The sequence below is a fragment of the Neptuniibacter sp. QD48_11 genome (genome assembly GCF_047778095.1).
Classification (GTDB): domain Bacteria; phylum Pseudomonadota; class Gammaproteobacteria; order Pseudomonadales; family Balneatricaceae; genus Neptuniibacter.
In genome coordinates this window covers 1,220,452-1,234,803 of record NZ_CP180551.1, presented here as the reverse complement: position 1 = coordinate 1,234,803, position 14,352 = coordinate 1,220,452, and the positions used below count along the sequence as shown (strand labels likewise).

Here is a 14,352-nt window from a genome sequence, read left to right as displayed (position 1 = left end):
GCCGCGCATGTCTACACTCAACAAACTGTGACAGGGAACTCACAACCCTTTTTTAGGGTCATAGTTAAATCCAGAGCGCTGAATTAAGACTTACATTATGCATAGATCGCTATTAAAGCCACTGTTGTTTACTGCGTTATCCTTCCTAATTCCAAGTACTGCCAATGCACTTGCAACACCGCTCAAATCAGAGCCGGTGCATAAGCAAACGTTATTAGAAATTACAGAATCGCTCAAACTAGGCCACTATAACAGAGTCAATTTGGATGATTCTCTATCCGGACAAATCTTTAATCAATATATTAAAGATCTCGACCCTGCACGCAGCTATTTTTACAAAAGCGATATAGATGAATTCGAAAAATATCGCTTAGTACTAGACGATCAAATCCGCTCAGGAGAACTCTCTGCAGCTTATTTCATTTTCAACCGCTATCAAGAGCGTATTGAAGGTCGCCTAGAGTTCATTATTGATGAATTAGAACAAGGCAAGGTATTTGATTTTTCGATTGATGAAAGCCTAAACACCGATCGAGAAAACGCAGCTTGGATTGAATCCACACCAGAGATGAATGCGCTTTGGGATCGCCGACTTAAGAGTGCTCTACTCAACCTTCTTCTAGCCGACAAGTCCGAGGAAGAAGCACGAGAAATTCTAATAAAACGCTACAAAAACCAACTAAAAAGAAGCCTGCAGGTTAATAGCGAAGACGTATTCCAATCGTTTGCCAACGCTTTTACCAAGCAATACGATCCTCACACTCAGTATTTTTCACCAAGAAAATCTGAGAATTTTAAAATCAACATGAGCTTATCTCTTGAAGGGATCGGCGCTGTATTAAAAAGTGAAAACGAATTCACTCAGATTGTGCGCCTGGTACCTGCAGGTCCTGCAGAAAAAACCGGCCAACTAAAAGCAACCGACCGTATTATTGGTGTCGGTCAAGGTGAAGATGGTGATATCGAAGATGTCGTAGGCTGGAGATTGGACGATGTTGTTCAACTTATTCGAGGTCCTAAAGGAACTACTGTTAGACTCGAAGTAAGGACTTCTGAGCGCGAAGACATCCCTTCCAAAATCGTAAAAATTGTTCGCAATAAAGTAAAACTAGAAGAGCAATCTGCCCAAAAGCGCGTACTTGAAATTGAACACCTAGGCCAACCGTTTAAACTTGGCGTAATTGAGATACCGGCCTTCTATATCGATTTTGCAGCACTACAGCGCGGTGATGACGACTATAAAAGCACTTCCCGCGATGTAGAAAAGCTTATTCAAGAACTTAAAGACGAAGATGTTGACGGGCTAATCGTAGATCTTCGCAACAATGGTGGTGGCTCTCTACGTGAAGCCAACGACACTGTAGGCCTATTTATTCAACGCGGCCCAACAGTTCAGGTGAAAGACTCTACAGGTCGAGTTGAGGTTCTTCGCGATCTTAACCCAAAAGTCTCCTACGGTGGACCAATGGCTGTTCTTGTTAACCGCCTATCTGCTTCAGCATCTGAAATTTTTGCCGGTGCAATCCAAGACTACAACCGTGGCATCGTTATTGGAGGACAAACCTTTGGTAAAGGCACCGTTCAAACCTTACTACCCCTTAACCACGGCCAGCTTAAACTGACACACGCTATGTTTTATCGAATTTCTGGTGACAGCACACAGAATAAAGGGGTGATGCCTGATATCACATTCCCTACCCTTTATGATCCTGAGATCATTGGTGAAAGTGCGCTGGATCAAGCACTTGCTTGGGACAAAGTCAGATCCGCTCCTCATGGCACATACCCAAACCTAAGACAGTTTTTAACTCAAATTAACTCACGCTATCAGTCACGCAGCCTGACAGATCCTGACTTCATTTTCATGCGCGAACAGGTTGAGCATCTTAATGAAGTGCGCAAGGAAAGCAGCCTAATTCCTCTTCAGGAATCTGCGCTTAAGATTGAACGTGAGAAAGCTGAAGAATGGCAAGTTGATGCCGAAAACCGTCGTCGTAGCAAAAAACAACTACCTCCGATCAAATCGCTATCAGAGCTTGATAAAGAACTAGAGAAAGACGCTCAAGGCAGACCTATCAACCCAGAAGCTGAAGCAATGTTAGTAGAAAGCGGAAGAATTCTCCTTGATACAGCCTTCCTACAGTTGCAATACTCAGCTAACGAAACCCAAAAGAGTGAACAGAAATAAGCACGATACGTAATAAGCAATCGCATGCTTCTATGGATAAATAACGCAAGCCGCCAAGATAGGAAAGCAGTAAGCAATGAATACCAGAAAGCTTCTTGTAGTACTGATCATCGTTCCAATTGTTTTGGCCGTTCTCGGTGGCGGTGGTTATTTTGCTTATAACGAAATGCAAGGTCAGCATCAGGAAAACCTAAAAGACCTAGAAAAGTTTGGTTTCACTGTTTTACCTAGCAATGTTCACACCGAAACAACAGGCGAGTTAGGAACCAAACAGCTTCCCGCTACCTTTGGACAAGACAAACTAACACCTACTCAAAAAGTTATTAAAGGATTAATGGCCGACAACGAGAAACTTCTAGAGGAACAGGAAGTTTATAAAAAGCAGATTGAAGGGCTTAAAGCCGAAATAGCTGCCCTTGAAGAATACAAAAAGCTCAACGAGCATTTTGCTCCTTTAACCATTGTTGAAGAAGTTGCCGCTGTAGAAAAACAACTCAAAACATTGCTTATCGATATGCCAGATGCCCGACGCTTCTCTAACCTACAAATAGAAGCAATGTCAGCAGCTGCTGGTAACGAATATAAGAAATTTATTGGTGGAAAACGCTTAATCCTATCCGACAGCGAGCGCGAAGATCTCGTTAAAACCTACATGCCCGAATTCTCGTTCTGCGTTGGAGATGGCATTGAAATCGCAGCCAACTCCCCTCGTGAAGAGCGCCTTATTACTCAATTTTTCCGTAAACAGGATAGCAGCAACCTAACCAGTGAGTTAAAAACCGATCTGGATACAGTTGTAAAACCTTGTCAAACAGCACTTTACTCCCGCCTAGACGATTACGATAAACCTTTTTAATAATCCGCTAAAACCTTATACATTCTCTGTTAATTTACTGTATAATGTGCGCTCATTTCCTATTGAGTTGGGCGCTACACCGGTCAAAACGCCCTCTTCATAATAATTAAACTGACCCTGTGAATCCGGTTTTACAGGCTGAAGTGCTGTTATCCAATCTCTCATTCTTAGCGAGATAAAACAGCCCTTATATAGGACATATTCAATGAGCGAAAGCTTTGCTGATCTGTTTGAAGAATCCCTTCAATCACTAGACATGACTCCAGGTAAATTGGTAATTGGTGAAGTTGTTGATATCGACAGCGACTGGGTTACTGTACATGCTGGCCTAAAATCTGAAGCAATCATCCCGCGTTCTCAGTTCCTTAACGATGCTAACGAACTTGAGATCAAAATCGGTGACGACGTTAAAGTTGCACTAGAAGCGGTTGAAGATGGTTTCGGTGAAACTCGTCTGTCTCGTGAAAAAGCGAAACGCGCTGAAGCTTGGGAAGTTCTACAGACTAAATTTGAAGCTGAAGAAGTTGTTAAAGGCTACATCAGCGGCAAAGTTAAAGGCGGCTTCACAGTTAGCATCAACAACATTCAAGGCTTCCTACCAGGTTCTTTGGTAGACGTTCGCCCTGTACGTGACGTTGATCACCTAGAAGGCAAAGAGCTTGAATTTAAACTAATCAAGCTTGATCCTAAGCGTAACAACATCGTTGTTTCTCGCCGTGCAGTTCTTCAAGAAGCTAACAGTGCTCAGCGTGATGAGCTACTAGCTACCCTAGAAGAAGGTCAAGAAGTTAAAGGCTTCGTTAAGAACCTTACTAACTACGGTGCATTCATCGATCTTGGCGGTGTTGACGGTCTTCTACACATCACTGACATGGCTTGGAAACGTATCTCTCACCCATCAGAGATGCTAAACCCAGGCGATGAGATCACTGTTAAGATCATCAAGTTCGACAAAGAATCTGGTCGTATCTCTCTAGGTCTTAAGCAGCTTTCTCAAGACCCATGGTCTCTTATCAAAGAACGTTACCCAGCTGGTGCTAAGTGCAAGGCACGCATCACTAACCTTACTGATTACGGCTGCTTCGCATCTATCGAAGACGGCGTAGAAGGTCTGGTACACGTTTCTGAAATGTCTTGGACTAACAAGAACATCCACCCATCTAAAGTTGTTCAGATCGGTGATGAGCTAGAAGTTATGATCCTAGACGTTGACGAAGAGCGTCGTCGTATTTCTCTAGGTATCAAACAGTGCACAGCTAACCCATGGGTTACTTTCGCTGAGCAGTTTGCTGCGAACGACAAAGTTACTGGTACTATCAAAACTATCACTGACTTCGGTATCTTCGTTGGCCTACAGGACGAGCTTGACGGTCTTGTTCACATGTCTGACATCACTTGGGAAGCTGATGCTGAAGCAGCTCTACGCCAGTTCAAGAAAGGCGAAGAAGTTGAAGCAGTTATCCTTTCTATCGATGCAGAGAAAGAGCGTATCTCTCTTGGTATCAAACAGCTTGAAAGCGATCCATTCGCTGAATTCGCTGCAGCTAACGACAAAGGCGCTATCGTAACTGGTAAAGTTACTTCTGTAGACGCTAAAGCAGCTGTTATCGAGCTAGCTGAAGGTATCGAAGGTACTCTGAAAGTATCTGAGATCTCTGTTGATCGCGTTGAAGATGCATCTACTGTTCTTAACGTTGGTGAAGAAGTAGAAGCTAAGATCATCACTCTTGATCGTCGCAACCGCGTTATCAACCTGTCTATCAAAGCGAAAGAACAGGCTGAAGAGAAAGCAGCAATCTCTGCTGTACGCAACGCTGAAGTTGAAGTATCCGGCCCAACTACAATTGGTGACCTGATCAAAGCTCAGCTAGACAACCAGAAGTAATCACTTCTTGTTGAAGCTAAAAAGCCGCAATCATTGATTGCGGCTTTTTTGTTTTCGTTAAATAAACTTAGCTAGCAAATCTATATCCACGCTTACCACTGCGCTTCACTTTATACATTGCATGATCAGCTTCCCTCAGAAGCACCTCAGCATTTTTATTCAACTCCCCTTCCTCTAAGAGCGAAATCCCTACACTGACACCAATACAGGCCTCTTGTTCTTTGCCATTCATATCAGCGATCGAAAACGGCTCATTCATCACAGCAATAATCTTGGATGCAACTACTTCAGCATCTTTAGCAGACTTTATCCCTGACATTAAGATAATAAATTCATCACCACCGATACGACCCACCGTATCCACTGCGCGCACTTGATGAACCAAACGCTTCCCAGATTCAACCAACACTTGATCACCCGCATCATGACCAAAACTATCATTAACAGCTTTAAAACCATCGAGATCAACAAACATGATCGCAGCTGAACTCCCCTCCCGCTGCGCTTGAGCAATCACTTGAGTCATACGATCACGACACAACCGCAAACTAGGCAGCCCTGTTAAGGCATCATAATGAGCGAGCTTATCCAACCTTACCTTGGCCTTTTCTGCCTGCTCAAGCGCATTATGTAGCTCTGTAACGTCATATTCAGACACCAAAAGGAGGTAATCGCCCGTCAATGGATGACGGCTCGTACGGAGATCCACAACATGTCGGCGCACACCTTTACTCGTTACCATCAAGTGTTCTGACTGCCCATCTTGATGCTGTCGCCCCTGCTCAAGAAGCTCAAGCCCTTCTTTAACGTCGTGAAATCGGCACACAAACACAGAAGCATCATTATTCTGAGCATCAACAAAGCCATATAATTCTGCTGCGGCTGGATTTTCAAACATCGGCGTACCGCTCATATCAAAACTAGTAACAGCAACTGATGTATAACGGATCGCTTCAGAAAAGATGAGATGCTCAGGCTGCTCGCCCAGATCAACCTGCTCACTAATAAACGCAATAATGCCACGATGCTTTTCAGGGCCAAGCAGCACCGCTTTATGTCGCATCAAGAGCGTTTTAGGTTTACCGTTTGGATAAGTTGTCCAAGGGTCTACTGTCACCCCTTGAGCCGCTGCTTTATAAAATGTTTGCTCGGTCCGCTTACGAGCACCTTCGGTATCAGCCGATAGGTCTTTATCAATCAAATCCTGAACAGTTGGCAACCCCCAAAATTCGAGTGCGCGCTCATTTCCCCACCAGAAGCCATGTCGATCTAGATCAAAAATCCAAATAACATCAGGCACAAAATCGAACGCAGAAATTGCATCGAAATTATCGAGAACTGAGAGGTGATTAAATTGATCAGAAGTACTCAAAGCCATTATCTCCAACTACGAGATATAACTTTATGTTAGGAAAACCCTAACAGCAAATTAGACATTACGCATAAAAAAAGCGCCTTAGGCGCTTTTCTACTATTCGATAATGTAATCTTCGAACTCTTCTTCGGTGATTTCATCATCTTTAACTTCGTACCAAGTCAGCACCGAAGCACCTGACTCAATCACCGTCTCTTGGCGCCCAGACAATAACGGGTGCCACTCAGGAAGATCTTTACCTTCATGAATTAAGCGGTAAGAACAGGTTGGCGGAAGCCAATGAAAGTCATCAACATCCTTGGGAGTAAGCTTGACGCAGTCAGGCACTAAAGAGCAACGCTCCTCATATTTTGTGCAACGACAGGTATCAAAATCTAGAAGATGACAAACAACAGAGGTATAAAAAACCTCTTTTGTATCTTCATCTTCCAGCTTGTGGAGACAACAAAGCGCACAACCATCACAAAGAGATTCCCACTCCGAAGAGCTCATCTCTTGTAAACTCTTACTGCGCCAAAATACTTCTTGAGCTACCACTTAGCGAACACCAGTTTCCGGGCGATCTTTATGAAGATCAAGCATGTAGTCATCTTTTGGCGGCGGCATCTGCAAGAAATAACCTTTCTCATCTAGATCAGCCAACACCTTTTCTGTATCAACCCTAGCCAGCTCACGATTAGCCGTTAAAGGAATATCCATCACATGCTTTGGCGAACCAAACATTTCTAATAGCGCTTCCGGCACTTTACTCAGTTGATCTCGCTTATCTACATAAAGATACATCTCATCTTTACGCGGGCTCAGGTAAACAGAGCATATTTTCATCGGTTAAGCACCTTCAGTTCTTAATTTTTCAATCTTTTGCAATTCGGCTAACAACTGAGACGCAAGAAGCTCCTGCCTCCAAGCCGTAATTTTTTCAGGTAAGCGATACTCACCCTCATCAACCCCTGAACGAATAAGTAGTTCCAACTCTTTTCTTCGCAATAAAATTTCAGGAGCGACATTTTGTTCTTCAGCTACACGACGCGCAATCGCCTTCAGCTTCTTAATATGTTTGTTCCAAAAGAAGTGCAGCGGTTTAGGAATAGGTGCAGGGCTGTTTTTAGCCGCACTTTCCTGTCCAGACTTTAAAAAGCCTAAAATTGCTTCGCCATCATTACGAAGTATACGCTTTTTCACTTCATCTAGCCGCGATAACTCAGATAAACTGCGCGGCCACTTTTCCACTATTTGTAACAAAGCCTGATTTCTGAGGATTCTGTTACGTGGAACATCTCGCTTTCTCGCAATCTGTTCGCGCCATGCAGTTAGGTCACGCAATGCTGCCATTTTGTGCTCTGGCAGATTCCACATTTGAGTGAAGCGACGGTAATAACCATAACCTTCAACATCATCCACTAGTGCTTCAGCTAACAGCGCCTCATTCTCTTGCTCTGCCCAGTGATAACGCTGCAAAGCGTCCAGCTCAGATTTTTGCATCTGGTATATGGCTGGAAGATAAGCCACATCTAGCGCTGCATATAATTCTTGGCTTGCTGTAAGAGGGCGCTGCAACCAATTAGAGGTGGTCTCATGTTTCGCTAACTGAATATCTAGCTTTTGCTCAAGCATTCGCTGAAGGCCCAACGAGAACCCCCAATTCAATACAGCACCACCTAATTGCGTATCAAACAACGGTGTTGGCAATACACCAAACATTTTCAGAAATAGTTCTAGATCTTCATTTGCAGCATGCATCAGCTTTACAACTGATTGATCAGCAAATAGATCAGCCAACGCACTAAAATCCTCGATCTCTAAAGGATCAATCAAGTAGCAAGATTGATCATCAGCAACTTGAATAAGCCCAGGCATAGGATAAAACGTTTCAACTCGCTGAAACTCTGTATCTAGCGCAATGACTGGAAGCGTACGCCATTTATTACAACACTCAACTAGTGCATTTTCTGAACGAACCCAGACAGGCGTTCTTGCTGATACTTCTAGCTTTTCCCAACTATATTCTGTCATCTGGAGATTCTTACCTCAAAGCAGAGAACGTCTTCCTGCAATTGCATGAGCTAACGTGCCACCGTCTACGAACTCTAATTCGCCACCTACAGGTACGCCATGAGCAATCCGAGAAACCTTAACATCCAAACCCTTAACTTGAGCAGCAATAAAATGAGCCGTTGCTTCGCCTTCTACCGTTGGATTAGTGGCAAGGATTAATTCTCGGATATCGTTTGATCTAACCTTATCTAAAAGAAGATCAATACCCAGATCTTCAGGGCCTATGCCATCGATAGGTGACAGATGCCCCGAGAGCACAAAATAACGACCGTTATACCCCCCCGTCTGCTCAACTGCCAACACATCTACCGGCGACTCGAGTACACAAAGCAGATGCTTATCTCTTGTTTCTGATTGGCAAATATCACAAACATCCTGCTCGGATAAAGTACGACATTCACTGCAATGACCGATCTCTGCAACCGCTTTTTCAAGCGCAGCAGACAGAGATAACGCCCCTTCAGAATCACGTTCCAACAGATGAAAAGCCATTCGCTGAGCCGACTTAGGACCAACCCCCGGCAAACAACGTAAAGCGTTTATTAACTGCTGAATTAATGGACTGAATGACATCGATTAGAACGGCATATTGAAACCAGGAGGCATTCCCATACCACCGGTCACTTCAGACATTTTCTCTTGAGTGTAAGATTCGATTTTACGCACGGCATCATTTACCGCCGCAGCGATCAAATCTTCTAAGATCTCTTTGTCTTCTTCCATCAAGCTGTCATCAATATTGATGCTTTTAACGTCGTGACGACCGTTCATTACAACTTTCACAAGACCCGCACCAGACTCACCAGTTTGCTCTGCAAGTGCGATTTGCTCTTGTGCTTTTTGCAGGTTCTCCTGCATTTTTTGGGCCTGCTTCATCAGGTTACCCATACCGCCTTTCATCATATCTTTCCTCAATTAATTATCGATGGGAACCACGGACGAGAGTTCAATCCGTGCATCAAAATGCTCTTGTAGTAATTGTACCGTACTATCGTTACGAATAGATTCGACAGCTAATAGATGACGCTCTTCTCGTTTACGATTTATAAACTGTGCAGGGGTTTCCTGCTGCTGTTCAGCTTGTAAAAACTCAACCTGAACAGGGTTATTAAAGTAACCATTCAGTGCATCCGAAATACGCTGACACTGTACATCGTTCAGCATCGTCTTCTGCTCTTTGGTGTAATGTAAAACCATCGATTCAGACGATATTTGTTCCAAAGAGAGATGAGTCGCTAAACTTTCGGTCATGCCACTTAGACCAAGGCTACGACTAATATGTACCCAGTCAGGAAGGGAGACTTCCGCTAAGTTACGCGAACACTCTACAACCTCGACACGTGTTTTAGAGATCTCACCAATATCTTCTGTTACTTCAGCTTGAAGCGCCGGTTCTGAAACAGGAGCCGCTGCTTCCATTTCAGAATATGAATTCTCCGCTGCACGATTAGAAGGCTCTGAATCATCAAAACCACCTACATCATCCATATCCCAAGGAGGTGGTTCATCTCCTTGGCTATTTAGCGCTTCAGGCTTTTTTGCAGGGCTTACCTCCGCCACGGGTGCTACCTGACTTGCCTGCCCTAATGGAGGAACATCTGATACTGGCGGCTCATACGGCGGTGGAGATTCTACTGCTGGAGATTGACTATCCGTCTGCGCTGGAGCCGGTTGCATTGGCGCAGATTGAGGCGAAGGTGCAGCCTGTGCAACAGGGGCTGATTGAATCGATTCAGCTGCAGGCGCCAGCACTTCCGCAGTTGCAGGGTTATTAGCGGCCTGACTCACTTGTTGAGGCGAACTTGATGCAACCTGAACTTGGCGCGGCTGAGCACTAGCAGGACGAAATGCCAGCATTCTCAACAATACCATTTCCAAACCTTCACGTGGATCAGGAACAAAAGGAAGGTCCTTACGGCCCATCAAAGCAACTTGGTAATAGAGCTGAACGTCTTCAGCCGTTAATTTGCCAGCAAGTTCAATAATCTGATCTTTATCTCCCATGCTGTTATCCACAGCATCAGGGATCGTTTGCGCCATGGCGATACGGTGTAATACACCGATCAAATCACCTAGCACGGTATTATAGTCAGGTGAAAACTGAGCCAAATCAGTCACTGCCGCCATTAGGCCTTTAGCGTCTGATGCCGCTAAGCAGAACAACATCTGATAGACCAAACGCTGATCAATTGTGCCCAGCATAGCGCGAACATCTGCTTCACCAATCTGCCCAGCACCGAAAGCGATCGCCTGATCAGTCAAACTCATCGCATCACGCATGGAGCCGTCTGCAGATCTCGCTAACAACCATAGTGCAGGTTCTTCAAACTGAATCTGCTCTGCTGTCAGAACTGTTCGCAGATGGTTAACGATTCTCTCAGGAATCAAGTTTTTAAGATTGAACTGCAAGCAACGAGATAAAATTGTGATCGGCAGCTTCTGAGGATCAGTTGTTGCTAATAGAAATTTAACATGCGGAGGTGGCTCCTCCAGCGTTTTAAGTAGCGCGTTAAACGAGTGAGTAGAAAGCATGTGCACCTCGTCTATCAGGTACACTTTGTAGCGTCCATGGGTCGGTGCATATTGCACGTTTTCCATCAGTTCACGCGTGTCTTCTACTTTCGTGCGCGAAGCCGCATCGACCTCAATAAGATCAACAAAACGCCCTTCGGCGATCTCTTTACAAGCAGAACATTGACCACAAGGCGTTGAAGACACGCCCTGTTCGCAGTTGAGAGATTTGGCAAACAATCGAGCAATCGATGTTTTACCGACACCACGGGTACCGGTAAAGAGGTAGGCATGATGTAAACGATCATCATCCAACGCATTAACCAGTGCTTTAAGCACGTGTTCTTGCCCTACCATCTCCTGAAATTTAGCAGGACGCCATTTACGCGCTAGAACCTGATAACTCATCTACTTTTGCTACTTATATCGTCTAAAAATATTGGCTCTATGCTACCTGTTGCGAGCGACTTGTACCAGTGAAACCTTATGCACTTCCCGTCACAAACCTGTTTCTAAGATCGCTTCTGTCTCTGTAATTGGAACTGGTTTAGAGAAATAGAAACCCTGAGCCGTATCGCACTTCAATTCAGTTAAAATCGCTAGCTGCTCATCAGTTTCAACGCCCTCAGCAACCACTTTCATACCTAATGTATGCGCCATTGAAATGATCGTCGCCATGATCGCTTTTTCAGACTTGTTGCTGCCCAATTCGGCAGTGAATGCTTTATCGACTTTCAACACATCAACAGGTAAACGACGTAGATAGTTTAGAGACGAATATCCGCTTCCAAAGTCATCTAATTCAATCGCAACCCCTTTAGCTCGAATAGCCTCAAGAACAGGTAAAACTCGATCTATATTCTCAATGACCGCTGTTTCGGTAATTTCTACACTCAAATATCCTTCAATTAGAGGATATTGGTCTAACTGTTTACTTAATTCAGTCACCAAATCAGGACTTGCTAGCTGACGTGGTGATAGGTTGATAGAGACTCGCTCTCCCTCTTTCAACAATCCCTGTTTCATCCACTGGTCAACTTGTTTAAAAACTGTCGCAAAAACCCAATTACCCAGAGGTAGGATCAATCCGCTATTTTCAGCCACAGGAATAAATTCTGCGGGGGAAATACTATTGCCATCAAAATCAGTCCAACGAAGCAACGCTTCCAAGCCGATCACTTTTCTTGAGGTAAGGCATACTTTAGCTTGGTAATATATTTCGAAGGATTCTGCATCAATGGCAGCACGAATGTCAGACTTCATCTGAATCTGTTGCAGATTTTTGCGGTTAAGCTCCGAATCGAAGAAACATACTTGGTCACGTCCTCGGTTCTTAGCGCTGTACATGGCTGCATCTGCATGTTGTATCAAAGTTTCAGCACTATCAGCATCATGGGGGTACATGGCAATGCCGATACTTGCCCCAATAAATACATCGCTATTTTTTAACCTGAACGGGCGTTTAAGCTCCTCCAAGACATTATTCGCTATAACCAAGGCCATATTGGCTTGAAAAATCCCTGGCAGAATCAGAATAAATTCATCCCCGCCCCAACGAACCACTGTATCTGAGCTACGTACCTTTTCTTTAATGCGATTCGCTGCTTCAACTAGCAATTGATCGCCATATTCATGACCTAAAGAATCATTCACATGCTTAAAGAAATCCAAGTCGATGAACACTAAGGCTAAAGACTCTTTATGCCTATTGGACAACTCCATGTCATGAGCTAAGCGTTCTTTACAGAAAGTCCGATTCGCGAGATTGGTCAAGGAATCATAGTAAGCAAGGTTGCGCAGAGAAGCCTCGGTTTTCTTTTGCTCCGAAATATCCGTAAATACACCAAAGTAACCGGTAACACTCTCTTGCTCATCTTTAATTGCTTTAACGGTGAGCCACTCAGGATAGATCTGACCATCTTTCTTTCGGTTCCAGATCTCACCAGACCATAAACCTTTCTCCTCCAGCTCTCTCCACATTGCTTCATAAAACGAAGTAGGCTGTTTGTGAGAGTTGAGGATATTTGGAGCTTGGCCAATCACTTCGTCCTTACTGTAGCCAGTAACCCTCTCAAATGCAGAGTTTGCTTCTACAATTCTGTTGTATTTATCCGTAACGATAATGCCGTCATTAGTGGTTTCAAAAATATATTGAGCTAGACGCAGGGCTTTATCTTTTTCCGCTCTATCACTCATATCGGTAGTAATCGTGCACACCGCATATAACTGACCATCATCGTCAAAAAGAGGAAAACACTCACTGTAAAGAGACTTAAATTGCCCCCTACACTCGTAAGTTAACTCCCAGCTGTAATGCTGCTTCGATTGAACGACTTGTGCATCCCCCTCTCGAGAGGCATGGATCACGTCAGCAGGAATTTCCTTTTCAGCCACATCACCTTTTAGCTCATCCACCGAAGCTAAACCTGCAAATTTTAGATAAGCGGGGTTTGCTCTTAGATATTGACCTTCGACATCCCGTATCACGATCATCGATGGCGAGTTCTCTAGCAATTCGTCCAGCAAATCAACGTTAGCTTCTAGTTGAGCGTGTATAGAAGAGATCTGCTTTGCCATCTGACTGAATGCAGTTCCCAGCATTCCTAACTCATCACTCCCAGCTTGATCATCAAAAGCGGTTATCTGACCTCGTGAAAAAGATCTACTCGCTAAAACCAGCATCTGTACACGTGAAGTTACCAGTCGATTGATGACGAACATCAAAATCAGGGCAAGGAATAGCATAGCGATAGACAGTGCCGTAACTAATACAGCAAGCTGTTTTCTGATTGCTTCATTCACCTCTTTGTCACTTAGCGCAAGAATCATCACCCCCTGTTCTAGCTCTTGTTCTGGCTTACCAAATACAGGAAGATCAATCGGAATCAACGAATAAAGCACATTCTCTTTTTCAAAATAAGCATACTGCAACATCTGCCTATCTCGAACTTGAATAATGGTATTGAGATCTAAATGGACGTCTACACGCCGACTGACGGTTTTACCTAGATCTTCATTATGAGACGAAAAGCGAATTTGGTTTGCAGAATCCACAACCAAAATTTTGCTTAACTGATCTGACTTTAGATTTTGACGGAACTCACGGTTTACACCTGCAGAATCCCCCCTTTCTATAAGATAATTCAGCGTGCTTTTAAGGCGTTTAGTAACATTTTGAGCTTCGTTTTCCAGCAGGGTCTGATGCTGTTTCTCAATAATAGGAGCAACAAAGAAAAGACAGCTAGGAATTATCAGTGCTGTAACAAGCACAATAATAACCGGTATAGAAAAGCGTAACGGTAAAGATAGTCGCATAAGAAAGCTTTAAATATCTAAATACTTACCGGCTTAACATAGCTCACTGGATATAAGCCAGCTAGCGAAGTACAGCCTAATTTACAAGATAATTGATAATTATAAATAAGGATAAGCTAAAACTATCCTCGCAAGCACCCCTATTTAGGTTTAAAATCATACAATTC

The 14,352-nt window shown here is 43.9% G+C and carries 11 protein-coding genes; 3 read left to right on the top strand and 8 right to left on the bottom strand.

Features of this window, described 5'->3' with window-relative positions; translation table 11 throughout:
• Positions 1–97: 97 nt before the first annotated feature.
• The 3 genes from ACMXYU_RS05585 to rpsA all read left to right on the top strand — a co-directional run bounded on the left by ACMXYU_RS05585 (position 98) and on the right by rpsA (position 4,929).
• Positions 98–2,188, top strand: a complete 2,091-nt coding sequence (locus ACMXYU_RS05585) for a carboxy terminal-processing peptidase (RefSeq protein WP_415900588.1) — start codon at positions 98–100, stop codon at positions 2,186–2,188.
• Between the two features lie 76 nt (positions 2,189–2,264).
• Positions 2,265–3,044 carry a hypothetical protein gene (locus ACMXYU_RS05580; protein ID WP_415900586.1) on the top strand — a complete coding sequence of 260 codons (780 nt, stop codon included), beginning with the start codon at positions 2,265–2,267 and terminating at the stop codon, positions 3,042–3,044.
• Positions 3,045–3,249: 205 nt separating this feature from the next.
• Positions 3,250–4,929 (top strand): 30S ribosomal protein S1, encoded by a 1,680-nt coding sequence (rpsA, locus tag ACMXYU_RS05575; RefSeq protein ID WP_415885208.1) that lies wholly within the window; start codon positions 3,250–3,252, stop codon positions 4,927–4,929.
• 67 nt (positions 4,930–4,996) lie between these two features.
• Here rpsA and ACMXYU_RS05570 read toward each other — a convergent pair whose 3' ends face one another.
• From ACMXYU_RS05570 to ACMXYU_RS05535, 8 genes are all read right to left on the bottom strand, one after another.
• Positions 4,997–6,307: a diguanylate cyclase domain-containing protein gene (locus tag ACMXYU_RS05570; protein ID WP_415900584.1), complete on the bottom strand. Its 1,311-nt coding sequence runs from the start codon at positions 6,305–6,307 to the stop codon at positions 4,997–4,999.
• 93 nt (positions 6,308–6,400) lie between these two features.
• Positions 6,401–6,841, bottom strand: coding sequence for a YcgN family cysteine cluster protein (locus ACMXYU_RS05565; protein ID WP_415900582.1), 441 nt, complete (start codon positions 6,839–6,841; stop codon positions 6,401–6,403).
• A complete protein-coding gene (locus ACMXYU_RS05560; protein ID WP_415885211.1) occupies positions 6,842–7,129 on the bottom strand; it encodes a YcgL domain-containing protein in 288 nt (95 codons plus the stop codon).
• Positions 7,130–7,132: 3 nt separating this feature from the next.
• Positions 7,133–8,317 (bottom strand): ribonuclease D, encoded by a 1,185-nt coding sequence (gene rnd, locus ACMXYU_RS05555; protein ID WP_415900580.1) that lies wholly within the window; start codon positions 8,315–8,317, stop codon positions 7,133–7,135.
• A 15-nt stretch (positions 8,318–8,332) separates the two neighbouring features.
• Positions 8,333–8,932 (bottom strand): recombination mediator RecR, encoded by a 600-nt coding sequence (gene recR, locus ACMXYU_RS05550; RefSeq protein WP_415900578.1) that lies wholly within the window; start codon positions 8,930–8,932, stop codon positions 8,333–8,335.
• Positions 8,933–8,935: 3 nt separating this feature from the next.
• Complete coding sequence (locus ACMXYU_RS05545; protein ID WP_415881753.1) at positions 8,936–9,262, bottom strand: YbaB/EbfC family nucleoid-associated protein; 327 nt, start codon at positions 9,260–9,262, stop codon at positions 8,936–8,938.
• Positions 9,263–9,274: 12 nt separating this feature from the next.
• Complete coding sequence (gene dnaX, locus ACMXYU_RS05540) at positions 9,275–11,278, bottom strand: DNA polymerase III subunit gamma/tau (RefSeq protein ID WP_415900576.1); 2,004 nt, start codon at positions 11,276–11,278, stop codon at positions 9,275–9,277.
• A 90-nt stretch (positions 11,279–11,368) separates the two neighbouring features.
• A complete protein-coding gene (locus ACMXYU_RS05535) occupies positions 11,369–14,185 on the bottom strand; it encodes an EAL domain-containing protein (RefSeq protein ID WP_415900575.1) in 2,817 nt (938 codons plus the stop codon).
• Between the last annotated feature and the right edge of the window lie 167 nt (positions 14,186–14,352).